The organism is Crenobacter luteus (assembly GCF_004345725.1).
Lineage (GTDB): Bacteria > Pseudomonadota > Gammaproteobacteria > Burkholderiales > Chromobacteriaceae > Crenobacter > Crenobacter luteus.
Map to the genome: position 1 here is coordinate 1 of NZ_SLXG01000021.1, position 26,254 is coordinate 26,254.

General features: G+C 65.9%; 22 protein-coding genes, 3 tRNA genes and 3 pseudogenes. 10 read left to right on the top strand and 18 right to left on the bottom strand.

What is annotated here, in order from left to right; genetic code table 11:
- A pseudogene (locus EV683_RS11650) lies at positions 1 to 134 on the top strand (IS5/IS1182 family transposase); the annotation flags it as partial.
- A 6-nt stretch (positions 135 to 140) separates the two neighbouring features.
- Here the strand turns inward: EV683_RS11650 and EV683_RS11655 are convergent.
- Together EV683_RS11655 and EV683_RS11660 are read right to left on the bottom strand one after the other, a co-directional pair.
- Positions 141 to 923 carry a dioxygenase family protein gene (locus EV683_RS11655; RefSeq protein WP_066613077.1) on the bottom strand — a complete coding sequence of 261 codons (783 nt, stop codon included), beginning with the start codon at positions 921 to 923 and terminating at the stop codon, positions 141 to 143.
- 111 nt (positions 924 to 1,034) lie between these two features.
- Positions 1,035 to 1,937: a recombination-associated protein RdgC gene (locus tag EV683_RS11660; protein WP_066613084.1), complete on the bottom strand. Its 903-nt coding sequence runs from the start codon at positions 1,935 to 1,937 to the stop codon at positions 1,035 to 1,037.
- A gap of 93 nt (positions 1,938 to 2,030) precedes the next feature.
- On the opposite strand from EV683_RS11660, the gene EV683_RS11665 reads away from it, so the two are divergent.
- The 3 genes from EV683_RS11665 to EV683_RS11675 all read left to right on the top strand — a co-directional run bounded on the left by EV683_RS11665 (position 2,031) and on the right by EV683_RS11675 (position 2,391).
- A tRNA-Pro gene (locus EV683_RS11665) sits at positions 2,031 to 2,107 on the top strand.
- A gap of 73 nt (positions 2,108 to 2,180) precedes the next feature.
- Positions 2,181 to 2,257 (top strand) — tRNA-Pro (locus tag EV683_RS11670).
- Between the two features lie 58 nt (positions 2,258 to 2,315).
- A tRNA-Thr gene (locus EV683_RS11675) sits at positions 2,316 to 2,391 on the top strand.
- A 223-nt stretch (positions 2,392 to 2,614) separates the two neighbouring features.
- Here EV683_RS11675 and EV683_RS11680 read toward each other — a convergent pair.
- From EV683_RS11680 to EV683_RS11735, 12 genes are all read right to left on the bottom strand, one after another.
- Positions 2,615 to 3,124 (bottom strand): type II secretion system protein, encoded by a 510-nt coding sequence (locus EV683_RS11680; RefSeq protein WP_131862884.1) that lies wholly within the window; start codon positions 3,122 to 3,124, stop codon positions 2,615 to 2,617.
- A 1-nt stretch (position 3,125) separates the two neighbouring features.
- Positions 3,126 to 3,533, bottom strand: a complete 408-nt coding sequence (locus EV683_RS11685) for a type II secretion system protein (RefSeq protein ID WP_243694755.1) — start codon at positions 3,531 to 3,533, stop codon at positions 3,126 to 3,128.
- 2 nt (positions 3,534 to 3,535) lie between these two features.
- A complete protein-coding gene (locus EV683_RS11690) occupies positions 3,536 to 4,057 on the bottom strand; it encodes a type II secretion system protein (protein ID WP_131862885.1) in 522 nt (173 codons plus the stop codon).
- On the bottom strand, positions 4,032 to 6,314 hold the full coding sequence (locus tag EV683_RS11695) for a cohesin domain-containing protein (RefSeq protein WP_207910453.1): 2,283 nt from the start codon (positions 6,312 to 6,314) through the stop codon (positions 4,032 to 4,034). The genes EV683_RS11690 and EV683_RS11695 overlap by 26 nt, the downstream gene beginning before the upstream one ends.
- Positions 6,315 to 6,355: 41 nt before the next feature.
- Positions 6,356 to 6,877: a hypothetical protein gene (locus EV683_RS11700; protein WP_131862886.1), complete on the bottom strand. Its 522-nt coding sequence runs from the start codon at positions 6,875 to 6,877 to the stop codon at positions 6,356 to 6,358.
- Complete coding sequence (locus EV683_RS11705; protein ID WP_131862887.1) at positions 6,874 to 7,485, bottom strand: hypothetical protein; 612 nt, start codon at positions 7,483 to 7,485, stop codon at positions 6,874 to 6,876. The genes EV683_RS11700 and EV683_RS11705 overlap by 4 nt, the downstream gene beginning before the upstream one ends.
- Positions 7,482 to 8,021 (bottom strand): PilN domain-containing protein, encoded by a 540-nt coding sequence (locus EV683_RS11710; RefSeq protein WP_131862888.1) that lies wholly within the window; start codon positions 8,019 to 8,021, stop codon positions 7,482 to 7,484. The genes EV683_RS11705 and EV683_RS11710 overlap by 4 nt, the downstream gene beginning before the upstream one ends.
- Positions 8,018 to 8,833, bottom strand: coding sequence for a hypothetical protein (locus EV683_RS11715; RefSeq protein WP_131862889.1), 816 nt, complete (start codon positions 8,831 to 8,833; stop codon positions 8,018 to 8,020). The genes EV683_RS11710 and EV683_RS11715 overlap by 4 nt, the downstream gene beginning before the upstream one ends.
- The gene (locus EV683_RS11720; RefSeq protein ID WP_131862890.1) at positions 8,826 to 10,514 is read right to left on the bottom strand and encodes a GspE/PulE family protein; all 1,689 of its coding nucleotides are present in this window, start codon (positions 10,512 to 10,514) and stop codon (positions 8,826 to 8,828) included. Before EV683_RS11720 ends, EV683_RS11715 begins: the two co-directional genes overlap by 8 nt.
- Positions 10,511 to 11,713, bottom strand: coding sequence for a type II secretion system F family protein (locus tag EV683_RS11725; RefSeq protein ID WP_131862891.1), 1,203 nt, complete (start codon positions 11,711 to 11,713; stop codon positions 10,511 to 10,513). The genes EV683_RS11720 and EV683_RS11725 overlap by 4 nt, the downstream gene beginning before the upstream one ends.
- A 77-nt stretch (positions 11,714 to 11,790) precedes the next feature.
- The gene (gene gspG, locus EV683_RS11730) at positions 11,791 to 12,246 is read right to left on the bottom strand and encodes a type II secretion system major pseudopilin GspG (protein WP_082824198.1); all 456 of its coding nucleotides are present in this window, start codon (positions 12,244 to 12,246) and stop codon (positions 11,791 to 11,793) included.
- Positions 12,247 to 12,261: 15 nt separating this feature from the next.
- The gene (locus tag EV683_RS11735; RefSeq protein ID WP_165916826.1) at positions 12,262 to 12,885 is read right to left on the bottom strand and encodes a lytic transglycosylase domain-containing protein; all 624 of its coding nucleotides are present in this window, start codon (positions 12,883 to 12,885) and stop codon (positions 12,262 to 12,264) included.
- Positions 12,886 to 13,439: 554 nt separating this feature from the next.
- On the opposite strand from EV683_RS11735, the gene EV683_RS11740 reads away from it, so the two are divergent.
- Complete coding sequence (locus EV683_RS11740; RefSeq protein ID WP_165916827.1) at positions 13,440 to 15,437, top strand: cytochrome-c peroxidase; 1,998 nt, start codon at positions 13,440 to 13,442, stop codon at positions 15,435 to 15,437.
- A gap of 88 nt (positions 15,438 to 15,525) precedes the next feature.
- Here EV683_RS11740 and EV683_RS14620 read toward each other — a convergent pair.
- Positions 15,526 to 15,783 (bottom strand): annotated as a pseudogene (locus EV683_RS14620) (integrase core domain-containing protein); the annotation flags it as partial.
- Between the two features lie 78 nt (positions 15,784 to 15,861).
- Here EV683_RS14620 and EV683_RS11745 point away from each other — a divergent pair.
- Positions 15,862 to 16,676 (top strand): annotated as a pseudogene (locus tag EV683_RS11745) (IS5 family transposase).
- Here the strand turns inward: EV683_RS11745 and bcsG are convergent.
- The 3 genes from bcsG to bcsE are packed head-to-tail and all read right to left on the bottom strand — an operon-like array spanning position 16,673 to position 20,261.
- On the bottom strand, positions 16,673 to 18,286 hold the full coding sequence (gene bcsG, locus EV683_RS11750; RefSeq protein ID WP_131862894.1) for a cellulose biosynthesis protein BcsG: 1,614 nt from the start codon (positions 18,284 to 18,286) through the stop codon (positions 16,673 to 16,675). The pseudogene EV683_RS11745 and the gene bcsG overlap by 4 nt on opposite strands.
- Positions 18,283 to 18,504, bottom strand: coding sequence for a hypothetical protein (locus EV683_RS11755; protein ID WP_131862895.1), 222 nt, complete (start codon positions 18,502 to 18,504; stop codon positions 18,283 to 18,285). The genes bcsG and EV683_RS11755 overlap by 4 nt, the downstream gene beginning before the upstream one ends.
- On the bottom strand, positions 18,498 to 20,261 hold the full coding sequence (bcsE, locus tag EV683_RS11760; protein WP_165916828.1) for a cellulose biosynthesis protein BcsE: 1,764 nt from the start codon (positions 20,259 to 20,261) through the stop codon (positions 18,498 to 18,500). Before bcsE ends, EV683_RS11755 begins: the two co-directional genes overlap by 7 nt.
- A gap of 216 nt (positions 20,262 to 20,477) precedes the next feature.
- Here bcsE and bcsR point away from each other — a divergent pair, with 216 nt between their 5' ends.
- Genes bcsR through bcsB form a run of 4 tightly spaced genes read left to right on the top strand, consistent with a single transcriptional unit; the run spans position 20,478 to position 26,254 of the window.
- The gene (gene bcsR / locus EV683_RS11765; RefSeq protein WP_131862897.1) at positions 20,478 to 20,657 is read left to right on the top strand and encodes a BcsR/BcsP family cellulose biosynthesis protein; all 180 of its coding nucleotides are present in this window, start codon (positions 20,478 to 20,480) and stop codon (positions 20,655 to 20,657) included.
- 10 nt (positions 20,658 to 20,667) lie between these two features.
- Complete coding sequence (bcsQ, locus tag EV683_RS11770) at positions 20,668 to 21,423, top strand: cellulose biosynthesis protein BcsQ (RefSeq protein ID WP_131862898.1); 756 nt, start codon at positions 20,668 to 20,670, stop codon at positions 21,421 to 21,423.
- Positions 21,420 to 23,990 carry a UDP-forming cellulose synthase catalytic subunit gene (gene bcsA, locus EV683_RS11775; protein ID WP_131862899.1) on the top strand — a complete coding sequence of 857 codons (2,571 nt, stop codon included), beginning with the start codon at positions 21,420 to 21,422 and terminating at the stop codon, positions 23,988 to 23,990. Before bcsQ ends, bcsA begins: the two co-directional genes overlap by 4 nt.
- Entirely contained in the window at positions 23,987 to 26,254 is a 2,268-nt protein-coding gene (gene bcsB / locus EV683_RS11780; RefSeq protein ID WP_131862900.1) for a cellulose biosynthesis cyclic di-GMP-binding regulatory protein BcsB, read from the top strand. Before bcsA ends, bcsB begins: the two co-directional genes overlap by 4 nt.

A 26,254-nucleotide genomic window follows, 5' to 3' on the forward strand; every position in this document is an offset into this window, starting at 1 on the left:
AACGTACCCACGCCTGGTTTGCCGCGCTCGGCAAGCTGCGCATTCGCTTCGAGCGGCGGCTGGACACGCATTACGCCTTGCTCAAGCTGGCTTGTGCCTTGATCTGCTTACGCTTTGTCGAGCGGTTTTGTTAGCGGCTCTTAGTCGAACCGCCAGCATGCCATCGACAGCGATCCGTAGCGCCAGTTGTCGTACAGCTTCACCGGCGTGCTGCCCTTGCTCGCCGCACCGAGCGCGACGAACAACGGCAGAAAGTGTTCGGGCGTCGGATGATTCTGCTTGGCGTGCGGCGCGTTCTGCTGCCAGTCGGCGAGGACGTCGTCCTCGCGCGCATGCAGCCGCGCGTCGGCCCAGCGGGCGAAGGCGTCGGCCCACTCGGCCGGCTGGGCGCCATCGCTTTCCATTGCCCACAGATTATGGATATACCCTCCCGATCCGATGATCAGGACCCCTTGTTGTCGCAGGAAGGACAGCGCCGCGCCAAGCCGCAGCAAGCCCTTGGCGCCGAGCGACAGCGGTAGCGACAAGGCGACCAGCGGTACGTCGGCGTCCGGATACATCAGCGACAGCGGCACCCATGCGCCGTGGTCCAGCGGCCTGTCGTGGCTGACCTGGCATTCGAAGCCCGCCTCGGACAGCAGGGCAGGCAACCGGCTGGCAAGGGCGAGGTCGCTCCTGGCCGGATAGCGAATGTCGTAGAGCGCCGGGGGAAAGCCCGAGAAATCATGCCAGGTCGCCGGTTGCGGCGTCTGGTTGATCACCAGGCTGCGCGTCGCCCAGTGGGCGGACACGATCAGGATCGCGGTGGGTTTCGGCAGCGAGCACCCGAGGGTGCGCAGGTGTTCGGCGTCGGGGCCGGTTTCGAGCGCCAAGAGCGGGGCGCCGTGCGAGATGAACAGGGCGGGTTGGGTTTGCGTCTTCATCACACACCTCCTTTCTAGCACGCGGGGCCCGGCCACAGGTTGGCCGAGCCCCATATCGTGCTGATTTGATTGTAGAACTTATTAGGAGTCTGTGCGGCGCCGCGGCTTTGCTTATGTCTCGATCAGCCCGCCCAATTGCTCGACCAGCGCGTCGACCAGCTCGCCGAGCTCGGCGCTCATCAGCATGAAGGTCGCCTCGAGCAGCGTCGCCATGTCGTCGCCGGCCTGGCTGGCCTCCTCCTGCAGCACGTCGAGGAACTGGAGGCGCTTCAGTTGCAGCGTGTCGGTCAGCACGAAACTGATCTTGTCGTTCCAGGTCAGCCCCAGCCGCGTCACCTGCTTGCCGCTCTCGATGTGCTGGCGAATTTCGTCGCAGGTCAAGTCCATGCGCGTCACGCGCACCACCGCGCCGTTGTCGCCCGGCGCCTTCAGCTCGCACTCGCTGTCGAGCGTGAAACCGCTGCCGACCGCGCCGTCGGCCAGCCACGCGGTCATCGCGGTCGCCGGCGACAACTGCGTCTTGGGCAGGCGGGCCGGGAAACCGGCGATTCCCTCGCGGATTTCCGCGATCAGCGTCTCGGCGCGGCTGGCGGTGCCGGTGTCGACCATCAGCCAGCCGCGCGCGTGGTCGAAGTAGGCGGTGGTGCGGCCGGTCTTGGTGAAGGCGCGCGGCAGCAGCTCGTCGGTGACCTGTTCCTTGAGCGCCTGCTTTTCCTTGCGGCCGACCTTGCGCAGCTCCTTGTCTTCGATCTCGGCGACGCGGGCGTCGACGAAGTCGCGTACCACCGCGCCCGGCAGCACTTTCTCCTCGCGCTTGAGCGCGATCAGCCACGCGTCGCGCGCGGCGAACACCAGCTCCTCGCCGCTCTGCACCGGCGGAACCCAGCCGACGCTCGACCAGTCGAGCCCGCCGCAGCGGTGGAAGGGCCGTTTGGCGAGTGCCTCGGCCAAGGTTTGGGTGTCGGCGACGGCGCCGGGATCGATGCGATAAAAAGATAGTTGCTTAAACCACATATTTGGTAGATAATGCCCGTCCTCTGAAACGCAGATTGTACCGCATAAGCAGAGTACGGCACGACATGTCGTTTTGGTGAATTTTGAAAGAATCGGAGTGTAGCTTAGCCTGGTAGAGCGCTACGTTCGGGACGTAGAGGCCGGAGGTTCGAATCCTCTCACTCCGACCAGTCTTTCAAATTAAAGCTTGCAAAATGACAGAAAATAAATTAAATTTTCCGGAATTCGCAGCGAATAAAAATTCGGGGTGTAGCTTAGCCTGGTAGAGCGCTACGTTCGGGACGTAGAGGCCGGAGGTTCGAATCCTCTCACCCCGACCAGATTCAGAAAAGCCTTGATGAGGATGAATTCGTCAGGGCTTTTTTACCAAGTTGGACTGCCGTTGTAGCTCAGTTGGTAGAGCAACTGATTCGTAATCAGTAGGTCGAGTGTTCGATTCACTTCAACGGCACCAGTAATAAATGGAAAAAGGGGGTCAGCTTTAGCCGACCCCTTTTCCATTTTCGTTACCAGAGTATCTGTCCAGTCCCGGACGTTGGCCGAACGGCCGAATGCAGTACACGGGGCATTTTCGCGCACGGACGCGCTTTCCCCGCTTCCCTGTCCCCCCTTCTCCCCGGCCTTGATCCGCCACGAGCCTGCAGTACGCACTTGATCGGACTCGAGTCAGCGTTGGGCTATTCCTGTCTTGCGGCAAGAGGGCCGGCGGGCGTGAGTGCGTCTGCCGGTAGCGTGAATTTCCAGTCACGGTAAGAGGTCTTGCCGACGAGATCCAGATCGTGGGACTTGAAGTTTGCGGTCTTGATCGGTCGTCCTTCTGCGAGGCTGTAGACCCCGATAATGCCGTTCCCGCCCGGGGCTTCGACGACGCCCCATTCTTCCTTGCCGCTGACAGGGTCGACGTAGATTCTGCGTAGATGCCGTACCGGCCTGGGGAAGCGGGTGTCCTTGAGCAGTTCCTCCAGGCGTGCCGGGTAACGCGTCTGCCCGGCCGGCGTTGCGTTCGCATAGCTAAGAAAAGCCGCGCGGAATTCCTCGCCTATCGCCAGCAGTTCGGCCTCGGCATCGCGGCGTGCAACGACGGCGCCCAGTTGCAGGGTGGCGGTCGCCGTCATGCCGATCAGTGCGACCAGGATGAGCAGGCCGAGGTAGGTGAAGCCGCGCTGCGGGTATTGCGGTGTGGGCATATCAGCGTTCCGCGAACGGGATGCCGCTGCGGCCGTTGCCCGATGCGCCGCTGTGCAGGTCGTAGACGCGACCCTTGTCAACGTCATCGGGCGGGACAAGGGTCCAGGTGCGGGTGCTCTCGGTCACCGGGTCGTAGGGCAGGGTGCGCAGGTATCTGCGCTCGACCAGTTCTTCCAGCGAGTCCGGATAGCGTCCTGTGTCACCGTAGAACTTGTCTATCGAATCGCGGGTCGTGCGCAGGTTTTCGACGAGGACGTTTTCGCGCGCGACGTCCACGCTCTGGAAGTAGCGCGGGACCGCCAGCGTCAGCAGCAAGGCGACGATGGCGAGAACGACCAGCAGCTCGATCAGCGTGAAGCCACGGCGGGGGGGCGGGAGATGACTGGGCGGGGGGAAGGTTGCCATCATGGTCACCATTTGTTGTAGGGCACGCCGTTCAGGCCGACGCGGCTCGAGCGCGAGTACACGTCGAAGACATCGTCGCCTTCCATCGGTGCGGCGGCGTCGCTCGCGTAGCTGCGTTTGCCCCAGGTCGCCGCTTCGTCACGGTGTGTCGCGTCCGACATCGGGTCGCGGGGCAGGCGGCGCAGGAAGTAGAGCTTGGCGCGGCTGGGGCTGCGTTGGTCGGGTACGCCCTCGACCAGCAGTTCCAAGCTGCGCGGGTAGCCGGAGCTGCCGCCGTCCTTGGCGATGCGACCTTCGTCGCTGGCGAGCTTGTAGGCGTCGAGGGCGCTGCGGATTTCGCGCAGCGCACGTCTGAGCTCCTGTTCCTGCTGGCGCTGCACGGCGATCTGGGCAACGGGCAGGGCCAAGCTGGCGAGGACGCCGAGGATCGCGAGGGTCACCAGCAGCTCGATCAGGGTGAAGCCCCGATGCGCCCCGGTCGCGCGCGGCGATGTCCTGGCGTCATCGTTCGCTCGGCGCTTCTTCATCTTCGGCTCCGCTCTGGCCTTGGCTGTGCCCGATCCGCAGCTGATGCGGGCCAGGATTCTGTGGAGCGAGGCTGCGTCCGCCAACGCCCACCGGCGCGATGGTCAACAGCGAGACGGATGTCGACTCGGTCGGCGCCAGCGCGCGGAAGCTGACGCTGGCGATGTTGCCGCTGCCCGTTGCGCCGCCATCCCCTTGCCGTGTACCGGTAATCAGGATCTGTCCGCCCGGATCGACCTTGCTGGTGAAACGGGTCGCCGCGCCGCCTTTGGCGAGAAAGTCCCCCTCGGCGACGCCGCTGGCCTGCAGCACCTTGGGGTCGTAAGAGATCGCCAGCGGCAGACTGGTCACCGGCTGCGCCGATTCCATGCGCAATTGCAGCGTGAACCGCTCGCCGACCGCGAGCTTGTCCGCACCCTCCCAGCTAAGCCGGACGTCGCTTGCTTGTTCCGCAGCAGGCGCCGGGAGCGGGGTCGAGGGAGGGGGCGAGGCCGGCGTCTCGTCCGCAGTCATGGCACCGTCGGGGCGCAGCCGCAGGCTGCTTTCGGTACCGGACTGGAACTCGGACAGCGAGGACTCCGGACGTTCGATATTGCGGATCAGGTGCGGCGTGATCGACAGTACGATTTCGGTCTTCTGGCTGTCGTCGGCGGTACTGCCGAACAGTCGGCCGAGCAGTGGCAGTTCGCCGAGTCCCGGAATCTTGTTGGCGTTGCGCCGGTCCTCGTTGTTGATCAGGCCGGCGAGCACCTGGTTCTCGCCGTTCCGCATCCGCAGCACGGTGCTCGCGTTACGCGTGCCGATCTGGTACGCCACTGTGCCGGCCTTGGTCTGCAGTTGGCCGACGATGTTGCTGACTTCGAGCGCGATCTTGATTTCCACGTCGTCGTCGAGACGGACCATTGGTTCGACGTCGAGCTTCAGGCCGACGTCGATGTAGTTGATCGACTCGGACGCGAAGCCGGTGGCGGTCGAGGTCGTGGTGATGTTCGGCACGCGCTCGCCGATCAGGATCTTCGCTTTTTCCCGGTTGCGCGCGCGGATGCGCGGGTTGGCGAGGATCTTGGCGTCGGTGTCGAACTTGCGGGCGTTGACGGTGACGGGGCCGACACTGGCGCCGATGCCGCCGCTGTTGAGGTTGCGCAGGTCGCGCAGGGTCAGCGCGCCGCCGGCGCTGGATGCCAGGGGAGACAGGCTGATGCTGTCGGGCCAGTCTATGCCCAGCTCCAGCAGCCGGCTACGCTTGATCTCGAGGATTTCGACCTCCAGCATGACCTCCGGCTCCGGCGCGTCGTGCAGCGCGACCAGCTTGGACGCGAGCCTGATCGCGTCGGGGCTGTCGCGCATGATCAGCATGTTGAGCTTCTCGTCGACCACGACGTCGCGCGCCTTGACGATGGTTTTGAGCGTATTGGCGACGATCCGGGCGTCGGCATTGGTCAGGAAAAAGGACCGCACCGTCATGTCCTGGTAGACCTTGGATTTGTTTTCGTTGTTCGGGTAGATGAGGATGGTGTTCGGGTTCAGCACTTGCTGTTCGAGCTGGTTGGTCAGCAGTACGAAGTACACAACCGATTCGATGGTGCTGTTCTTCAAATACACCGTCGTGCGCTGGTCGGTCTTCACGTCCTTGTCGAAAATGAAGTTCAGGCCGGAGCTGCGCGAGAGCACCTCGAAGATCTGCTTGATCGGCACGTCGCGAAACTCGATCGAGATCGGCCTTTTGTACGCGGCGGACAGGCCCGACTCGGGCAGCAGGCGCTGCTTGCGCTCGGCGATCTGGCGCTGCAGCGCGAGCGCCCCGGGATGCGCGGGCGCCTCGGACAGGACGGTGTTGAGTTTGAACTGCGCTCCGTCGATATCCTTTTTCCGGAGCGCCGTTTCGGCCTCGGACACGAGGCGTGTGTGGCGTTGGCCGACGTCGATCGCGCGCAGACCGGCCAGGGCACGGGCATTGGAGGCGTCGATGGCGAGGGTGCGCTTGTACAGCGTTTCGGCCGACTCGACTCGTCCGGCGGACAGCTCGCGGTCGGCCTGTTCGAGATAGTTCCTGACCGCCGTTTCGCGCGTCTGTATATAGGCCGCCTTGTATTCCGGCTTGCGCGGCTCGTGGGACAGCGCCTCCTGGAATTTGGCGATGCCTTCCTCGACCCGTCCCTTCGCGACCAATTGCTTGCCTTCCCGGTAGGCCATCTGTGCGGCGCAACCGCTCAGCAGCAGGCAAAGAAAGGCAAGGAGGCCGATGGCGAGCGTGTGCATCGTCCGTTGCCGTACGTGTGGGAATTCCCCTTGATCAAACATCAGTCCGCTCCTCCCAGAATGAGCTTGTGCTCTTGTTGTAGCGGTAGGTAGGTCAGGGTCAGGACCTGGGGGGTCAACGACGTGACCAGATACTGGCCGTCGATGACGGTCTGTTCCCTGACGACGAACACGTCGTCGCCCCGGGCCAGGAAGGCCTCCCATTGCCCGTTCTCCTCCTTCTTGCCCAGGTAGGTGAACGGCAATGGTGGTGCCGTCGGCCTGGGTGGCGGCCCCGGCTTGATTTTTGGCGGCGGCGGTGGCGGCGGCGTCCAGTCGTGGGCGCGGAACAGCGGCGTCTTGTCCTCTGTGTCCGCCAGACTGATCAGGCGCTCGCGCGGTTGTAGCGCCATGATGAAGGGCTCGCCGGGGCCGGTGCTGCGCGGCGCGGGCGTCGGCAGCGCGGAGGCGTGGGCGCTGCCCTGCTGTGGCGTGTCGTCCGATACGGGCGTCTTGTCCCCGAACAGGGCCAGCCAGATGCTGGTCAGCAACAGCGAGCCGAACAGGAGGCGGCGCGGTCTCATGATGTGCTGTCCCGATGGGGGGCCGGCCCGCCGACGTTGGCCGAAGCCTGCTTCAGGTGCAGGGTGAAGCGCAGGCGGGCTTCGAGCACTGGGCTGCCGACGGTGGAGCGCTTGAAACTGATTTCGTCGAGCGAGGCGAAGGGGATGGCCAGCAGGGTCGTTTCGCAGAAGCGGCGGATGGCCGCGTAGCTGCCGACGACCGGCAGCACGACCCGGTAGGCGTCGGTTCTGCTGTTGCGGTTGGACTGACTGTTGTAGTCGCCTTGCGACAATGTCAGCCCGCTTTCGCGCGCGAGTTCGAACATGGTGCGCAGCGACGCCCCGTTTTGCCCGTGTTCGCCCAACGTGGCATGAAACGCGGCGAGCCGGGCCTGGGCGGGCGAGGGCTCGGGTGCCGGCGCGGGCTTGGCTGGCGTTTTGAGCGCCCGTTCGAGTCGGGCGATCGTTGCGCTCTGTTCCGTTGCCCGCGCCTGTTGCGCCGGCAGCCACCATAGCCAGCAAGCGGCGCCGGCCAGGCAGGCCAGGCCGGCAAGCGGGGCGCTCCAGCCTAGTCGAGCCACAGCGAGCCTTGCCTGCAGTAGCCGTATGCGGAGAGACGGCAGCTTCATGGTTGGCTCCTTTCCCAGGTGGCGAGAAACTGGAAGCGCAGCGGCCGGTTCGGGTCCTGTTCGTTGACTTCGTGTTTGCTGAGCACGACGGAGTCGAAGAAAGATTCGCGCCCCATCCGCTCGATGTAGTCCAGCATGTCGACGCTGTTCTTTGCCTCGGCCAAGCCCTTGACCGCATGCTGCGCGGCGTCAGGTTCGAGCGACAGCAAGGCGATGCTGTCCGGCGTCGCCGACTCGACGGCGCGGAACACGTCGCTCCACGGCAGATTCAGCCGCGCGACGACGTCGTTGATCGCCCGGGCCTGTTCTGCCGCAATGGCGGGGGCGCGTTGCGGCGGGGCCGGGTGCTCGCGCGCGGCGAGCCGTTCGTGCAGGGCCTGCAGTTTGGCCGACTGGCTGTTAAGCCGCTGCTGAGCGTCGAAGGCGGCGAGGCCCGCGCCAAGACACAGCGCCGCGCCGACAAGGCCGAACAGCCGGCTCGTTCCGGACGGGCGGGGTGGGCCGTCGTGGGCGAAGTCGATGCACAGTGCCTTCATGACCTGACTCCTTCGCGGGCCAGCGCGCCGGCCGCCGCCTCGTCGGCCGGCGTGTCGGCTGCCGGCGGGACCGGGTCGAGCCAGTCGCGGGTCACGCCGTCCGGACTGTTTTCCAGCCAGGTCATGGGTATCGTGCCGCACAGCTGGATGCGGGGCGGCGCCGTCAGCGCCGAGCGCAGCGCGACGCGGGCGAGTTGCTTGTCGAGCCATTGCGCGTCGTGTGCCGCCTCGGCCGGGATATGCAGGCTGCGGACTTCCAGCAGCCGGCCTTTTGCGACGAGGCCTAGCGTCAGCACCCCGGCGTGGGCGCAGCCGAACCAGGCGTCGCCTTTCAGCCGGCGTCGCCAGCGGTTCCATTGCGCGACGAAATGCGGTTGTACGCGCGTCAGCGCGAGTTTGTGTGCGGACGCGGCTTGTCGCAGCCCGTCGAGCAGCTCGCACGGCAGGGCGCCGGCGAGGAACGGGTGGCGCGCATCCCAGTCGGCGCGCAGGACCCACGCCGCCGCGTTGTCGCCGTAGAGCGCGTGAAAGCGCAGCTCGGCGGCCGCCTTGCAGTCGCCCGGCCGCGCGGCGTTGCGCGGCGGTTCGACCATGAACAGCCTTGCCAGCGTGTCGGAGACGACGACGGCGGTACGCCGGCGCACACAACGGTGTTCGTCGAGCAAGCCGCCCAGCGCGTCGGCCAGGCCCTGTTGGCCGAGGGGGCCGAGTGCGGTCTCGCCCAGGGCGGTGACGCGCTGTCGCCACCAGCCTTCGAGGCGGCTCAGGCGGATCGTGTCGGGCGTGAGCTCGATCAGGAGCGAGTCAGGCATGGAGGGTCACCCGTTTGATTTCTTCGATGGTGGTCTCGCCGCGCCGCACCAGTTCGAGCGCAGCCTCGCGCAGGCTGCGGGTGCCGTTGCGCCGCGCGGCTTCCTTGATCAGGCGGATGGGCCGTTTGTCGACGATCAGCTCCCTGAGCTCGTCGTTGAGGATCAGGATTTCGGCGACCGCACGGCGCCGGCTGTAGCCGGTGCCGCGACAATCGCCGCAGCCCTTTCCGGCCATGAAGCGGTAGTCGGCGACGTCCGCGCGCGACAGCTGGACGCGAGCCAGTTCCGCATCGTCCGGGGTATAGGGGGCGGCGCAGCGCGGGCAGTTGAGTCGCACGAGGCGCTGGGCCCAGATGCCGTTGAGTGCCGAAACGAAGGCGTAGGGGTCGATGCCCATGTGGGTGAAGCGGCCGAACACGTCGAACACGTTGTTGGCGTGCACCGTGGTCAGCACGAGGTGGCCGGTCAGCGCCGATTGCACGGCGATTTCGGCCGTTTCGCGGTCGCGGATCTCGCCGACCATGATCTTGTCCGGGTCGTGGCGCAGGATGGAGCGCAGGCCCTTGGCGAAGCTCAGGCCTTTCTTCTCGTTGACCGGGATCTGCAGGATGCCGGGCAACTGGTATTCGACCGGGTCCTCGATGGTGATGATCTTGTCGCGGCCGTTGTGGATTTCGGTCAGCGCGGCGTAGAGCGTGGTGGTCTTGCCCGAACCGGTCGGTCCGGTGACCAGCAGCATGCCGTAGGCCTCTTCGGCCAAGGCGCGCAGACTGCCGAGCGAAGCGGGATCGAAGCCGAGCGATTCCAGGTTCAGTTCGCCGTAGGCTTCAATCATCGCCTGCTTGTCGAGCACGCGGATGACCGCGTCCTCGCCATGGATGCTCGGCATGATGGACAGACGCAGGTCGATCTCTCTGCCGTTGGCCTCGACGCGGAAGCTGCCGTCCTGCGGCACACGACGCTCGGCGATGTCGAGCTCGGCCAACACCTTGAGCCGCGAGATCGCCTGTTGCGCGAGCTCGACGCCGTTGGCCGAGGTCGCGTGGTCGAGCACGCCGTCGATCCGGTACTTGACCGCCAGGCCTTGCGGCGTGCTTTCCAGGTGAACGTCGGAAGCGCCGACCTTGAGCGCGTCGTAGAGCGTCGAGTTGACCAGTTTCACCGCCGGGCTGGCGGCTTCGGATACCGAGGCGAACGACAGCACCGCTGCGGTGCGGCCGGTGTGGGAGCCTTCGTCGAGATGACCGATCAGCGTGTCGACCGTGCGGGCCGACGACTCCTGCTTTGCCAGATAAGCCTGGATGTCGGCCAGCAGCGCGAGCACGTACTGCACCGGCGCGCGTGCGCGGGCGTCGAGCCAGGTCTGCAGGTCGGCGTCGAAGGGGTCGACGATCACGCCGAACAAAAGGCCGTTCGCGTCGCGCAGCAGCACGCAATGCCGTTGCATCGCCTGCGGCAGCGGTAACAGATCGAAGGCCGGTTGCAGGCTGAGCATCTGGGCGGTCTCGAAGATCGGCAGTTCGAACGACGCCGCCATCGCCGTGACCAGCTCGCGTGCATCGAGTCCTGCCAGCGTTTCCAGCTCGGTGATCACCTGACGGCGCGACACGACCGCAGCCTCGCGAGCGCGCCGCAGCAGCTCCGCGTCGATGATCGCCGGGGCGGTGAGTGGTGGGTTCATGACAGTCCTCCCGCCAGGTCGAAGATCGGCATATAGAGCAGCACGACGATGGCACCGACGATCACGCCGATGATCGCCATCAGCACGGGCTCGAAGGTGCGCATGAAACGGTCGATCCAGCGGCCGATTTCGCCGTCGTAGAACGCTGCCGATTGCGTCAGCATCCGCCCCAGCTCGCCGGTGTGCTCGCCGACGCGCAGCATTCGCAGCGAGATCGGCGTGCAAAGCCCGTGTTCGTCGAAGGCCTGCGACAGTGGCAGGCCCGATTCGATCAGACGCCGGGCGGCTTTCAGCCGTTCGCGCAGCCTGGCCGAGACGATGCCCTCTACCGTGTCGATCGCTGCGACGACGCTGATGCCGCCCTCGAGCAGCATGCCCAGGGTCAGGTACAGGCGAGACAACTCGACGATGCGGATCCGCGCAGCCAGGCCCGGTACGCGAACCAGCAGCGCCGCCCAGCCTTCTTGTGCGACCAGACGGTGCAGGCCCCACGCGGCCAGCAGCAGGCCGAGCGCTGCGAGCGGAAAGACGGTGCCGCCATTGGCCGAGAGGAAGCGTCCCCAACCGAGCAGCATCTCCGACAGCCACGGCATGTCGCGCCCCGAGCCTTGGTAGACTTCCGCAAAGCGCGGCACGACGTAGGCGATCAGGAAGGTGCAGACGCCGGTGCCGACGGCGAACAGGATCAGCGGATAGATCGAGGCGCTGACGAGCTTGCCGCGCACGCTCTCTAGGCGCTGGCGGTACTCGATGTAGCGGCCGAGCGAGCGGGGCAGGTCGCTCGTGCCTTCGGCCGCCGTGACGATGCCGATGTAGAGCGGGGGGAACAGGGCCGGTTGTTCGGCCAGTACAGCCGAGAAGCGCCGGCCTTCGCGCAGCCCGGTCAGCAGGCGAGCGAGAACGGCGCGCGTACCGGCGTTGCTTTCCTTTTCCAGCAGTGCTTGCAGGCTTTCAACCAGACTGAGCCCGGCGTCGAGCAGGGCGAGAAGCTCCTGGCTGAACAGCGTCAGGGAAAGGCGTCCTTGCCGTCCCTCCGGGTGTCGGGAGCGTGTGGCGAAGGCCGGGGCCGCCTGTGCGATCACGGTCGGGTAGAGTCCCTGCGCAGCGATCTGGCTGCGGGCATCGACTTCGTCGCAGGCGTCGATGGTCAGCTCCACCATCAGGTGGTCGGGCGACAGTGCGCGCACCTCGTACCGCATGGCGAGCCTCCCTTGATGTCGATGAGCGTGGGGCGGCTTGTTGTCTTGCTCGTCGCCGCTCGGTACGCCGATACCAGCTAGTTGCCTATATCGGCATTGTCTTCCGTGCCTCCGGGCTTGCCGTCCTTGCCGTAGGACATCAGGCGGATCTCTCCTGCGCTGTCGGGGCCGGCGTATTGGTACGGATGTCCCCATGGGTCGAGGGGAATGGTTTTCTTCAAATAAGGCCCGCGCCATTCCTGGGTGTCGGCCGGCCTGACCAGCAGGGCGCCCAGCCCTTCCTCCGTGCTCGGATAACGACCCACATCGAGCCGATAGCTATCCAGCGCCTTGCCGAAGGCTTCTATCTGGGCCTGGGCTACGGTGCGCTCCGACTTCCCGAGTTGCGAGAAATATTTCGGGCCCACGTAGGCGGCGAGCATCCCGATGATCACGATCACGATAAGCAGCTCCAGCAGCGTAAACCCGCCACGCCGATGACGCTGCGCCGTTGCCGGAAAGTCCCGGCTGCGCATGTCATTTATATAGTTCATGATCGATCTATTTATTCACTCAAGATTATTGGATTGCAAGCGCGCCAAAACCGCCGCTACATAGAGCATGGTTTCCCGGTATGGAGGTATTCGTTTCGAATACCTGGAAACGGTCCCTTCTCCCGCGTTGTAGGCGGCCAGCGTCAGGGGCAGGTTGCCCTTGTGCAACGACAGCAAGTATTTCAGGTGCAGTATTCCCGCCTCGATGTTCTGGGCCGGATCCGTCGCATCCGTGACGCCGTACATCGCCGCCGTCGCCGGCATCAGCTGCATCGCACCGATGGCTCCCTTGGGCGAGACGGCCCGGATGTTGCCTTTGGATTCGACCTCGACGACCGCGCGCACGAGCGCTGAATCTACCGCGTGCTTGCGCGAAAACTTCTCGATCAGGGCGTGAACCTCATGTTTGCGACCGGAAGGTGCGTCGCCGATTTTCCCGCGTTTCGCAACGCGGGATGGCTGAGCGGGAGGCGCGTCGCGCAGGTAAAGCTGGTAGCTCGAGTCGTGTGCCTGACTCGTGAACTCCAGCAGTCCATCCGGCCGTTCCGAGCGATAGACGTCGGCCACGGCCGGGGCAACGCACGACAAGGCGAGCGTTGTCGCCATGCCGGCTTGCCAGGCAGCCATCCTTGCTTTCATGACTCTGCTCCCGTGCAATCCTAATCGCAACTTAGCAGCCATCGGTTTAAAGTCAAAATAGAAATTGTTTATTGTGTTATGTTTTTGTCATGTGTTTGGGGTTGGTCTTGCTCTGCTCTTGAATTTGAATATTTTCTGTCCATAGTTGAGTTTGTATGGCTTTCAAAAGGCATAAGGAAGCTTGTCGGTGCTGCATGGTATGCGAAAAAAATATAACGATCTGTTTTTGTTGCTGGGGGTTTTGATAAGCGGCGGCTTGCATAAAAACGCAGTCAAATCTGAATTTTGATTCAAATTTTCATTTGCACGCGAAATGGGTATTGATTTTTGCCCCGGATTGAAAAGGCACTGAATCCGCTCCCCCGGCTCTCCGGTGCCTACAGCAAGTCTCTAAAAAAATGGCATCGCGTTTGGCGGCACACCGAGCCGTTCAGTGCAGGGAGGGTGGGAAGATGGAAAAGTATCGACATGGAATGACTGACGGCGCGAAAGCGGTCGGAGGTCGGGGCGAGGAGCGGCGGCCATCGGGTCGCCGGCGTCCTCTCGCAAGCGGGTTGCGCGGGCAGTCTGGCTGGAGCAAGGTCGCGCTGCTCGGGGTGGCGACGGGGCTGGTCACGGTGCTCGTCCAGAAGCTGTACGCCGAGGATGTGCCGCCCAACGAACCCCCGCGTCCAATCGGTTCGCTGAAAGGGGTGACCGTGCCGGGGCCGAATAATCAGCAACTGGCGGCGCTGATCCAGGATAAGCAAGCCGCGATCGAACTGGGCAAGGCGCTGTTCTGGGACGTGAGGGTGGGGAGCGACAGCAAGACCGCCTGTGCCAGCTGTCACTTCCAGGCGGGGGCGGACAATCGCATTACCAACCAGATCAACCCCGGTCTCTTGGCCGGCGACAAGACCTTCCAGGTCGGTGGCGCGCTGGCCGGCCCGAACTACACGCTCACGCCCGGCGACTTTCCGTTGACCAAGTTTGCCGACGTCAACGACGTCGATACGAAGATCGCCGACGCCAACGACGTGGTGTCCTCGCAGGGCGTGTTCGGCACCTCGTTCAACGGCATCATCAGCTCCAACGGCATGCCCGATAGTTGCGGCAACGTCAACGACGCCGTGTTCCACGGTGGCCTGGGCTTCAACATCAACGGCGTAAACACCCGGCGCGTCGAGCCGCGCAACGCGCCGACCGTCATCAACGCCGTGTTCAACTTCCGCAATTTCTGGGACGGCCGGGCCAACAACGTCTTCAACGGCGGCGACCCCTTCGGTCTGCGCAACCCCGCCGCGATGGTCTGGCGGGTCGAGGGCGGCGTGCCCAAAAAGGTGAAGCTCGCGCTGCCGTCGTCGTCGCTGGCGTCGCAGGCCGATGGCCCGCCTTTGAGCGGCTTCGAGATGAGCTGCGAGGCTCGCGCCTTCGTGCATCTTGGCAAACGGCTGCTGCCGCAGAATATCCTCAACAGCCAGACGATTTCGTCCAGCGACAGCGTGCTGGGCGGTTACGCGCTGATGAGGCCGACGTATTCGGCGCTGATCCGCAAGGCCTTCCGCTCGGAGTACTGGTCGTCGACCTTGCCGCTCAGCATTTCCGGCCAGAGCCTGCTCGACGCCAAGAGCATGGACGTGGTCAAGGGCACCGGCGTGCAGAAGCTGATGCCCAACCTGATCGCCACGCAGATGGAAGCCAACTTTGCGTTGTTCTTCGGCCTGGCGGTGCAATTGTACGAAGCCACGCTGGTGTCGGACGACTCGCCGTTCGACCGTTACGCCGACGGCGACACAACCGCGCTGACCGACCAGCAGTTGCGCGGGATGGCGCTGTTCCAGGGCAAGGGCCGTTGCATCAACTGCCACAGCGGGCCGGAGTTCACCAACGCGTCGTTCGCCAACGTGATCAATCAGCGGATCGAACGGATGGTGATGGGCAATGGGGGCGTCGCTGTCTACGACAACGGCTTCTACAATATCGGCGTGCGGCCGACCCAGGAAGACCTCGGCGTGGGTGGAACCGACCCGTTCGGCAACCCGCTGTCCGAAACCCTGATGGCGCAGCAGGGCAAGTTCGACCTGCTCGGCAATGGTTTCGACCCGCAGAAGGAGCCGGTGCCGCAGCCGGGCGAGCGCACCGCCGTCAACGGCGCGTTCAAGACGCCGACCCTGCGCAACGTCGAGTTCACCGGGCCGTTCTTCCACAACGGGGGTATGGCGACGCTGATGCAGGTCGTCGACTTCTATAACCGCGGCGGCGACTTCGCCAACGCCAACAAGGACGATCTCGATCCGGACATCCAGCGGCTCGGCCTCTCCGAGTACGAGAAGCAGGATCTGGTCGCCTTCCTGCTGGCGCTGTCGGACGACCGGGTGCGCTACCGCAAGGCGCCGTTCGATCACCCGTCGCTGTGCGTGCCGGACGGCCACAAAGGCGGCTCGACCGCAGTGGCGCAGAACGGCACGACGGGCCAGGCGATCGACCTGATGACGTGTCTGCCTGCGGTTGGCGCCAAGGGCGACAAGGTCGGTTTGCAGCCTTTCCTCGGTTTGAGCCAGTTCAGCCGCTGACCGTGTAGCAGGAAGAGGACGAGGCGACGCGCCGTCGGGCGCGTCGCCTTGGATCATCCTGAGTTTTGCGGAGACAGGCTTGTGTGGGTCAAGCCAGTACGGCCTGCTCGCTCATGCTGCGGTAGTAGTTTGCTTCGGCCTCCCCGCCGGTGGAGTGTAATCGATCGACGCCAGCACACGCTGGTGATTGAACCACGCGCCACCCATGACAGCGTCGCCCGCTCCCGCACCGCCAGATTTTCCGCGGCCCGCGCCGGTGAATGGCCTCCGCCTTGTACAAGCCATTGATCGCCTCGGCCAACGCGTTGTCGTAACTGTCCCCCGTTGTTGCCGAGCTTGCCGCGATCGGTGGAGTTGCCCGAGGCTGGCCTCATCGATCTAGAGCATGTTCTGAACGATGCCATAGCCGTAAGATTCAACAACCATGGCCAATCGCAAACCGTATCCGACTGATGTCAGCGATGAAGAATGGGCCTTCGTCGCTCCTTACCTGATCCTGTTCCCGCTCGATGCCGGCCAGCGCCGCCACGATCTGCGCGAAGTCTTCAATGCACTGCGCTACGTGGTGCGTACTGGTTGCCCGTGGCGGATGTTGCCCAACGATCTGCCGCCGTGGTCGCGGGTGCATCAGCAGATGCAGCGCTGGTTCAAGGCCGGCTGTTTCGAGGCCATCGTGCACGATCTGCGTATGCTGCTGTGGCTGACGGGCGGCCGCCGCATCCATCTGCCGCCATCCTGGATAGCCGCACGCTGCAATCGACGCCCAGCAGTGGCAGCCGGGCGGGGTACGACGGTGCCAAGCGCAAGAAGGGTTCGAAAGTCCACCTGGCCGTCGATACGCTCGGCCATCTGCTGGCCCTGCATGTCACCCCGGCCAATGCCCAGGATCGCGATCAGGTCGGCCGTTTGGCCGAAGCTATCCAGGACGTGAGCGATCAAACCGTCACCCTGGTCTATATCGACCAAGGCTATACCGGAGCGCATCCCGCCGCTGCCGCCCGTGAACACGGCATCGAACTCGAGGTGGTCAAGCTGCCCGAAGCCAAGCGCGGCTTTGTGCTGCTGCCGCGACGCTGGGTCGTAGAGCGTAGCTTCGGCTGGGCGGCCCGCTTTCGGCGCCTGGCGCGTGATTACGAGCGCTTGCCGGAAACGCTGGCGGGACTTCACTTTCTGGCCTTTGCCTGCCTCATGCTGACCCACCTGAACGATGCCATGAACATCGTTCAGAACATGCTCTAGAGACCGTACTTGCCTGAGTCGACCGGATAGTCCATCCAGTCCGCACCCTGCTGGCGCAGCATGAAGCGCGTGCCGTTCTGCATCACGACGGTACTCGCCGTTTCGGCCACGTAAGGGGTGGATGGCAGTCCGTCCAGATAGGCTGCCGGCTGATAGTCGCTGCCGAAGGGACTCTGACGGGCCATCTTCGCGAGGATGGCCGACACCGCGGTATAGCTGGCCGGTTGCTCGACCCTGACCTGGCTTACCGCTCTACCCGCACCGACGACCTTGATCGCTGCCGGCACCATGGTGATGGCCGGGGTCGGAATCTCGCGTAGCCCGGAGAATTGGAGCTTTTCGCCCCGCAGGGCGGCACCGTGTTCGGGCACCATCACGAGGATCACTTTCCGCTGCTCTTGTTCCAGCCGGTCGATGAAGCGGTCGAGGTCGTCGAACAGCTGCTTGGCACGCATGCGGTAGCTGTCCTGGCTGTTCAAGTGGCTCGCGCCGACCACGCGGTTGCCGTCATGCAGGCTGATGGTGTTGTAGAAGGCGGCCACGTGCGGGGCGCCGCCGGCTTGTCGCTGTTCCAGCCAGCGTTCGAGCACCGCTTGGTCATCGTAAATCGGCGAATTGTCGAATGAAGTCATCGCGACCTTCAGTCCCTTGAGCGGCATCATCGGCAAGTTCAGGCGCCCCTCTTGGCGGATCAATTTCAGGAAGCCGTCGAAGTGGCCGTCGTGGTTGAGCGCCAGTTCGGTCTTGAAGCCTATCCTGGCCAGCTCTTCGAACAGGAAGCACTGTGGTGGGGCAGGTTCGTAAAGCCCCTTGTGGCTCGGCTGACCGCAGTTGGCGCGCAGCACACGCAGCGCGGCCGGGCCGCTGTAGGCCGTAGCCGTGTTGAAGCGGGTGAACAGGATATCGAAGCGCGACAGCAGTGGATGGTGGTCGAGTTCGACCGTGCGCAGGTCGTCCCACGCGAGCGAGCAGACGTGGATCAGCAGGATGTCGAAGCCTGGGTCGGCCAGCGGCCCGCCGAAGGCCACACGGCGTTGTCCTTCGTCCTTGTAGAACGCTTCGAGCTTGTCGTCGAGCGACTGGACCGCCCGGCCTTCGCCCGGAGCAGCCTGCCCTGCGGGGGCGGTAGCGGGTGGCGGACGGTAGGCGGACCACAGCTGCGAGCCGCAGACCCACAGCATGGCCATCATCACCAGGGTTCCCACGCGCAGGTAGCGGGAAACTAGCGCGTAGCCCGCCGCAAGCGCGATCAGGAAGGCGATCGCGCCAGGCTTGACCACGCGACCGGCCAGTTCGAGCAGATAGCCGGCGCTGAATCCCTGCATCACCTTGAGCTGCTCGAGCAGCTGCATGAAAGGCGGCAGGAATGCATCGTGGTAAAGGAGCGCGATGGCCGCCGCCGCCGCCAGCCCGTGGCGCAGCCGCCGCCGGAGTCGTCCCGCGACGGGCAGGAGCAGTAGCAGCGCGAAGGCGAGGTTGGGCAGAGGATGGAAGGCGATCAGGCCCTGCCAGAACAGCAGCAATTTGATGACGAAATAGAGGCTCCAGACGCCGAGTCCGCCAGAGCGGGGCGCCGGGGTGCCGGGAAGGTCGAGCGAGGGCGTGGTCATGGTTTGCGTTGTGGGGCGCCTGAGCACTTGTCGTGTCGTGCCGTCGCCCGGTTCTGATAAGGGTGGATTTCGAAGTGGCGCAGCCTGCCGTGCTTCGCCCTCAGCAGGGAGCGCAGCCAGGGTAGTAGCCGGGCGTGTAGCAGATAGCCAGCGATCAGGCTGGCGACGGCGGTGAACAGCAGCAGGAACTGCTGGGCGCTCAGTTCTGGGTTCAGCATGGCGAGGTATCCGCGATAGAGCCGGGGCGACGCGGTAGCGAAATGCGTTCGGGCAGCTGCTGTGGCGTTTCGCGCCGTGGGGCAAGGCGCGCTGGCTGCGGCGTCGTTTGTTGTTCGTGGATGGCACCGCTCAGGTCGTCCAGTCGGGCGAAGCCGTCCTGGAGACGGAAGCGTTTGAGGGCTTGCCGGATACTGTCCGGATCAAGGCTGCGCACCTCGTCCACGAACAGTTCCCCGAGCGGGAGCCGGAACAAGTGGTGCAGAGCCGTGTCGACGTCGCTGTTGCGGCAGGCGAACAGGAAGAGGTAGACATGCTCCCCGTCGGCGCAGCATAGGTCGCCGGCACGCTTGAAGCGGCACAGTCGCAGCGCGTCGAGCGGGCGGATGCCTGGGGCGGGCTTCAGGCGGATCCACGCGTTGTGGATGCCGATGGTGCGACTGCGCTCGACGACGGCGCTGACCGCGGCGGCGAAGCGCGCGGGAGGCAGGTAGCCGCGGTCGCTTTCGGGGAGGCTTGCCGCGAACAAGGCGTTGTGCTCCCCGTCGAGCGGTCCGTGGAAGACGGCCTGCTGCAGCGAGTCGGTCAGGCTGAGCACGCTGTTGAATCCCAGTTCGGCGGGCAGGACCGCGTTGGCCCCCAGGTTGAGCAGAAGTTGCTCGTCGCTGTGACGCAGCCGGCTGTTGCCGATCTCCCGGACTAGGATCTTCAGTTGTCTGCCGCAGCGCAGGCGTAACCTGTGCACCATCTCAGGCAGCCCGGTGTTGTCGGCCGAGTCAAACAGCACGGTGGCCGCGACGGCGTCGGCGGCAGCGTCCAGCAGGGCGGCGCGGTTGTCGAACAGTTGCCAGTTGGGCGGCGGCGCCAGGCTGTCGGGCAGGCTGGCGCGCGTCGCCAGAACCCTAAGCCGGTCGTGGGCGACGGAGGGAGGCGGGGCGACGTCGGCCGAGGGTGACGCCGCGACGTGCAGCCGGCCGTCTGGTGCCTGCGTCAGCGGGAAGAGGTCGGCTGCCTCGCCGGTCCACCCTTTCCAGTGCCGGATCTGCCAGGTGTAGTGGCCCCGCCGTACGGCCTGGCCGATGGCTAAGCCGGCGCAGTCGCCGCCGAGCCGTTCGAGCAGCGTCAGTTGCAGCAGGTCGAGGCGTTGCGCGGCGAATAGCAGCAACAGGGTGTGGCCGGTCGTCGCGGTCCAGCGCAGCAGGTGCTGTAGCCGGTGTTGGGCCGCGATGCCGTCGTCCAGCGGCAGGTAGGACTCGGCATCGTCGAGCGCAAGCAGCATCGGGCCGTCTGCCGGTTTTAGCCGGCGCCGGTAGGTGGCGAGCTCGGCCAACTGCCGCACCAGGCGGCCGGGGGGGGCGGCGCGCGACTCACGCGGCGCGAGCAGTGCCGCGCTGCCGGCTTCGAGGCGGGCGTCCAGCCCTGCCGTGTCGGGCAGCATCGCCGGGTCTGCCCGGCTGACGAGCAGCAAGGGGCGTCCGACGCCAGCCGGAAGGTTGCCGAATAGCAGGGCGCGTACCAGCGGCGGCGATTCGCTCGCCAGCAGGTAGACGGCGCCGTCCTCGAGGCCGGAAGCGGTTGTGTCGAGTCCGGCAATCCCAAGCGTTTGTGGAGTTTGCATATCGGGAGCGCCGTGCTGGAAGCAGGGCGCTGGGTCCTTCGCGTGTGCGGTGTTGTCAGGATGGGATTTTGAAGGGAAGGTTTCTATGCTTTTTAACTTAACATTGGGCAAAAAATATTCTTTTGTACTATTCCATTTCACGAAATTTTGGTACGATTTGCAAGTGCTTTTTAATTTTGGTTAAACGAATTGCTTCTGGGGGCTGGGTGGGCGGGCAGTCGAGCCGGCCTTGGGTGTTCACACAACAGATTATCCCGGAAATTCGCGTTTTGTCGCGGGGCGTGTGCTCACGAGTCCGCGCCCCTGAGGCTGTCGCCGCCCAGCTTCGCGGGCCCTTGGCCAAACAAGAACAACATCATGCAAGAAGACATCGAGCGCTTGTGCGTTCATTTGTATCAGCCCGACTTTCGTTTCCACGAACTGCGCCTGAGCGAGGCCGCCGAGGCGGCCTGCCAGCGCTGGCCATTGCTGCGCTCGATCAGCGCCGGGGCGCCGTCCGAGCCCGAGCGGCAGGAAGCCGGCGCGCTGCCGGCCTGAAAGGGGCGATGTGTCGATACTCGCAATAACGGGAATCAAGGGCGGCGTTGGCTGCACGACGGTGGCAGCCGGGCTTGCGGCGGTTTGGGCGAGGCAGGCGCAGCCGGTGCTGGCGCTCGACCTGTGTCGCCGCAATCTGCTGCGTCTGCACTTCGGCCAGGACTGGAGCGAGCGGGACGGTTGGTTCGGTCGCCTCGCCGCGGGCGACGATTGGAGCGAGGCCGCGTGGCGGACGCCGGGCGGCATCCTGTTCGTTCCCCACGGTGCCTCGGCGCCGGACGAGGTCCCGGCTGCGCTCTACGATGCCCGCTGGCTGGCCGGCGAGCTGGAGCGGCTGGCGCTGCCTGCCGCCTGCCGCCTGCTGCTGGACACGCCGGGCGTACCAGGTCCCGCGCGCAGCCAGGCGATGGCCGCCGCCGACCGGGTGCTGGTCGTGCTGGCACCGGAGCCTGTCTCGTGCGGTCTGCTGCGCCCGCTCGAGGTCGAGCTGCGCCGCCACGGGATCGGGCCGGACAGGTTACTCTTCGTGCTAAACGGCTTCGATCCTAGTCGACAGCTCGACCGCGACGTCGAACTGCTGCTGCGTGAAACCTTGGCCGAGCGCTTGGCGCCGCTGCCGGTCTGCCGCGATGAGGCGGTGCGCGAGGCGCTGGCCATGCAGCAGCTGCTGCCCGACTACGCGCCCTACAGCCAGGCGGTGGACGACTTCCTGCAACTGGCGGCTTGGCTGGCCGTGCGACTGGCGGCTGGGACGGAGGGGAGATGAGCGCGCGCCTGACCCGTTGCCTGCTGGCCTGCGGCTGGGTGCGTCACCCCGACGACGCCCGCTCCCTCGTCGCGCTGCTGCTCAGCTTGTTCTTCGTGCCGCCCGCCGATGGCTGGCGCGCATGGGCAAGGCGGAGCCGCTGCTATTTCCCGCACGTGAATTTCGACCGCCCCGGCCCCGCCGACTTGGTGCGCGTTGCGCTGCAGTGCCTGTGGCTGCTGACGGTGCGCTCGCCGCAAGGCCGGAGCAAGGCTGGCTCGACGTGGCTGGACTGGTCGCGCGCAGCGGCGCAACGGGCGCGTGACCGCGCCGGCCGGGTTGCGCTGACGGTGCAGCGGCGCTTTCCCGGGCTCTTCGGGCCAGACCGTCTGCGGGCTGGGGTCGAGCACGCTGCGTTGCATCCTCTGTGGGACCACCGCTTGGTGCGCTACGCCAGCTACGCGCTGGCGCTGCTACTGGCGGTGGTGTGCATCAGCACCCCGTTTGGCGTCGCGTCGCAGGCGTTGTTCGTTCTGCTGCTGTTCGCCGTCGCGCTCTGGGTGAATCGCTTGCCCGGCCCGGTGCCGACGCTGATCCTGATCGTGTTCTCGATCACTGTGTCCACCCGCTATATGTGGTGGCGGGTGAGCGCGACGATCAACGACGATACGATGGCGAACCTGATCGCGAGCCTCATCCTGCTCGGCGCCGAGCTCTACGCGTGGCTGGTGCTACTGCTCGGGTTCTTCCAGGCCTCGTGGATGCTGCGCCGCCGGGTCGTCGCACTGCCGGCTGACAGCTCGCGTTGGCCGAGCGTCGACGTGTTCATCCCGACCTACAACGAACCGCTGCGCGTGCTGAAGCCGACCGTGCTCGCCGCCCGCGCGATCGACTGGCCCCGCGACAGGCTCGGGGTTTACATCCTCGACGACGGCGGTCGCGAAGAAGTGCGGCGTTTCGCCGCCGAGGCCGGCGTCGGCTACATCGCCCGCGAGCGGCACGACCATGCGAAGGCGGGCAATATCAACCATGCGCTGACGCTGACCGACGGCGAGTACGTCGCGATCTTCGACTGCGACCACATCCCGGCGCGATCTTTCCTGCAGGTGGCGATGGGCGGTTTTTTGAAGGACGAGCGACTGGCGCTGGTGCAGACACCGCACCATTTCTTCTCGCCCGACCCGTTCGAGCGCAACTTGCAGACCTTCCGCAAGGTGCCGAACGAGGGCGAGCTGTTCTACGGTCGGGTGCAGGACGGCAACGACCTGTGGAACGCCACCTTTTTCTGCGGCTCGTGCGCGGTGCTGCGCCGCGGGCCGCTGGAGGAGATCGGCGGCATCGCGGTCGAGACGGTCACCGAGGACGCGCACACCTCGCTAAAACTGCACCGGCGCGGCTACCACTCGGCCTACCTCAATGTCGTGCAGGCCGCCGGCCTTGCGACCGAGAGCCTGTCGGCGCACATCGGCCAGCGCATCCGCTGGGCGCGCGGCATGACGCAGATCTTCCGCACCGACAACCCGCTGTTCGGCCGCGGGCTGTCGCTGGCGCAGCGGCTCTGCTACAGCAACGCCATGCTGCACTTCCTGTACGGCGTGCCGCGCGTCGTCTTCCTGACCGCGCCGCTGGCCTTCCTGCTGCTGCATGCCTACACCATCTATGCGCCGGCGCTGGCGATCCTGCTCTACGTGCTGCCGCACATGGTGTTTGCGACCCTGACCAACTCGCGGATGCACGGCCGCTTCCGCCGCTCGTTCTGGGGCGAGATTTACGAGACGGTGCTGGCCTGGTACATCACGCTGCCGACCACGATCGCGCTGCTGTTTCCGAAGCTGGGCAAGTTCAACGTCACCGCCAAGGGCGGGCTGGTCGAACAGAGCTATTTCGACTGGGGCATCACCAAGCCCTACCTGGTGCTGATGCTGCTGAACGTCGTCGGCGTGCTGGCGGGCGTCTATCGCCTGGCGACCGGGCCGGCCGATGAGGTCGGCACCGTGCTGGTGAACATGGCCTGGACCGGCTACAACCTGTTCCTGCTCGGCGCCGCGCTGGCGGTGGCCAAGGAGGCTCGCCAGGTCCGGGTAGCGCATCGCATCCCAGCGCGGCTGCCGCTGACTCTGCACCTGCCCGACGGCAAGTGTCTGCCTTGCCATACGATCGATTACTCAGAGGGCGGCATGGCTATCGAACTCCCGCAGCCCTTGAAGCTGGCGCCGGACTCCCCGCTCTCCGTGTCGATGCGCCGCAGCGGCCGCAGCTTCGCCTTTCCGTGCCGAACCGTCTTCGTCCGCGGCACGCGTCTGAGCCTGCGCTTCGCCGGCCTCACGCTCGAGCAGGAAATGGACCTCGTGCAATGCACGTTCGCGCGCGCCGACGCCTGGCTGCGCGACGAAGAACGCCAGCCCGAGCGAAGCGCCGTCGATGGCCTGCGCGACATCTTCCGTCTCGGCTGGACGGGCTACCGCCTGCTCCTCGCGCAGGGGCTCGAGTCGACGAGCCCGCGGCGCGCCCGCTGGAGCCGGGCCGCGCGCCGCGTCGCCAGCCTGCTTCCCCGCCAGCCGGTTTTCCCCCTAGAAGGACATTCATGAAGCGCCCCGTGCTACTTTCCTTGCTGGCCATGGCGTTGGCCGCTCCGCTGGCCGCCGCCCCGTTGTCCGGCGCCTCCCCCGTCCCCGGCGCCGCGGCGGAGCGTGCGCCGGCCTCGGCCCAGCCGCCGGTCGCCGAGCGGACGCTGAGCTTCCGCCAGCTCGGCGCGTCGTCGCCGCTCAGCCTCAGGGGCGGAAACGGCGTCGCCGGGGTCAACTTCGGCAGTCGCGCCGACGAGGTGATCACGCAGGCCCGGCTCAAGCTGCGCTACACCTATTCGCCGTCGATGTTGGCCGAGCTCTCGCACGTCAAGGTGCTGCTCAACGACGAGGTGGTCGCGGTGCTGCCGCTGCCCAAGGAGCGCGGCGGCGTGCAGCAGGAGGCCGAGCTGCCGCTGGATGCGCGTCTGCTGGCCGACTTCAACCGGCTGCAGTTCCAGCTGGTCGGCCACTACACCCAGCAGTGCGAGGATCCGGCGCACAGCAGCCTGTGGGCGCAGATCAGCAACGCCAGCGAGCTGACGCTCGTCGCGCAGTCGTTGCCGCTGGTCGACGACCTGTCTCGCTTCCCTGAGCCATTCTTCGACCGTCGCGACTTCGGCCGGCTGACGCTGCCCTTCGTGTTTGGCGAGCGGCCGTCGTTCGGCACCCTGCGGGCGGCCGGCGTGCTGTCGTCGTGGTTCGGTGCGGCGGCGCAGTGGCGCGGCGCGCGCTTCCCCGCCTACTTGGGTGGCCTGCCCGACCGCCAGCACGCGGTGGTGTTCGCCACCAACGGCGAGCGTCCGGCCTTTCTCGCCAGCTATCCGCCGGTCGGCGCGCCGACGGTCGCCGTCGTTTCCCACCCGGCGCAGCCGGAGCGCAAGCTGCTGCTGGTGCTGGGGCGCGATGACAAGGACCTGAAGCAGGCCGCCGACGCGCTGGTGCTCGGCCAGGCCGCGATGACCGGCCAGAAGGTGACGATCGGACGGGTCAGCCTCGACGCGCCGCGCCAGCCCTATGACGCGCCCAACTGGGTGCGGCTCGACCGGCCGACCAAGTTCGGCGAGTTGGTGACCGCTCCGCAGGAGCTGGAGGTCGCCGGCCAGCTACCCGACCCGATCCGCGTCAACCTGCGTGTGCCGGCCGATCTCTTCACCTGGCGCAGCCGCGGCATCCCGATCGGACTGAAATTCCGCTACACCGCGCCGGCAAAGTCCGACGGCTCGCAGCTGTCGGTGGGAGTCAACGGCAACTTCGTGCAGAGCTTCGGCCTGCGCCCGGCGGGGCAGGGCGGCGAGCAGTCGTCGCTGCGCCTGCCGCTGCTAGGGGACGGGCTGTTCGGCGCTGCCAACGAGGTGCTGCTGCCTGCCTTCCGCGTCGGCAGCCGCAACCAGCTTCAGTTCCAGTACGCGTTCGAGCTGCAGAAAGAGGGCAACTGCAACGGTACCGTCAACGACAACTTCCGCGCGGCGATCGATCCGGACTCGGAGATCGACTTCAGCGGCTACCCGCACTTCGCGACGATGCCCAACCTCGGCTTCTTCGCCAATTCCGGTTACCCGTTCACCCGGTATGCCGACCTCTCGGACAGTGTGCTGGTGCTGCCGGCGACGCCGTCGGCGCAGGACGTCGAAACGCTGTTGACCCTGCTGGGCCGGATGGGCGAATCGACCGGCTATCCGGCGCTGCGCTACCGGCTGATCGCTCCGGCGCAGATCGGCTCGGCCAAGGACGCCGACCTGCTGGTGATCGGCGCTGCCGCGCAGCAGCCGCTGCTGGCGGGCTGGCGCGACCGCCTGCCGACCGTGATCGACGGCGCGGCGCGGCGCGTCGCCGACGGCGACCGTTTCTTCCGGCAGACTGCCGGCTGGCACGGGCCCGATACGCCCGCCGATACCGCCGTGCGCGGCCAGGCCGAGATCCGCGCTCAGGGCCGGCTCGCTGCGCTGCTCGGCTTCGAGTCGCCGTACAGCCCGGGGCGCAGCGTCGTCGTCGTGACCGGCTCGGAGCCGGCCGCGCTCGGCGAGGCGCTCGACGCGCTTGGGGACGACGCCAGGATCGCCCGCATGTACGGCAGCGCCGTGCTGATCCGCGCCGGCCAGGTCGACAGCCAGCTCGTCGGCCCCACCTACCAGGTCGGCAAGCTGCCCTTGTGGACCTGGGTGTGGTTCTACCTGTCGGAGCGGCCCATCCTGCTGGCGCTGATGGCCATCCTGGCGGTTTGCACCTTCGCCTTCGCGATCCTGCGCCTGCTCAAGGCGGTTGCCGCGCGCCGCCTAGAGGACTGA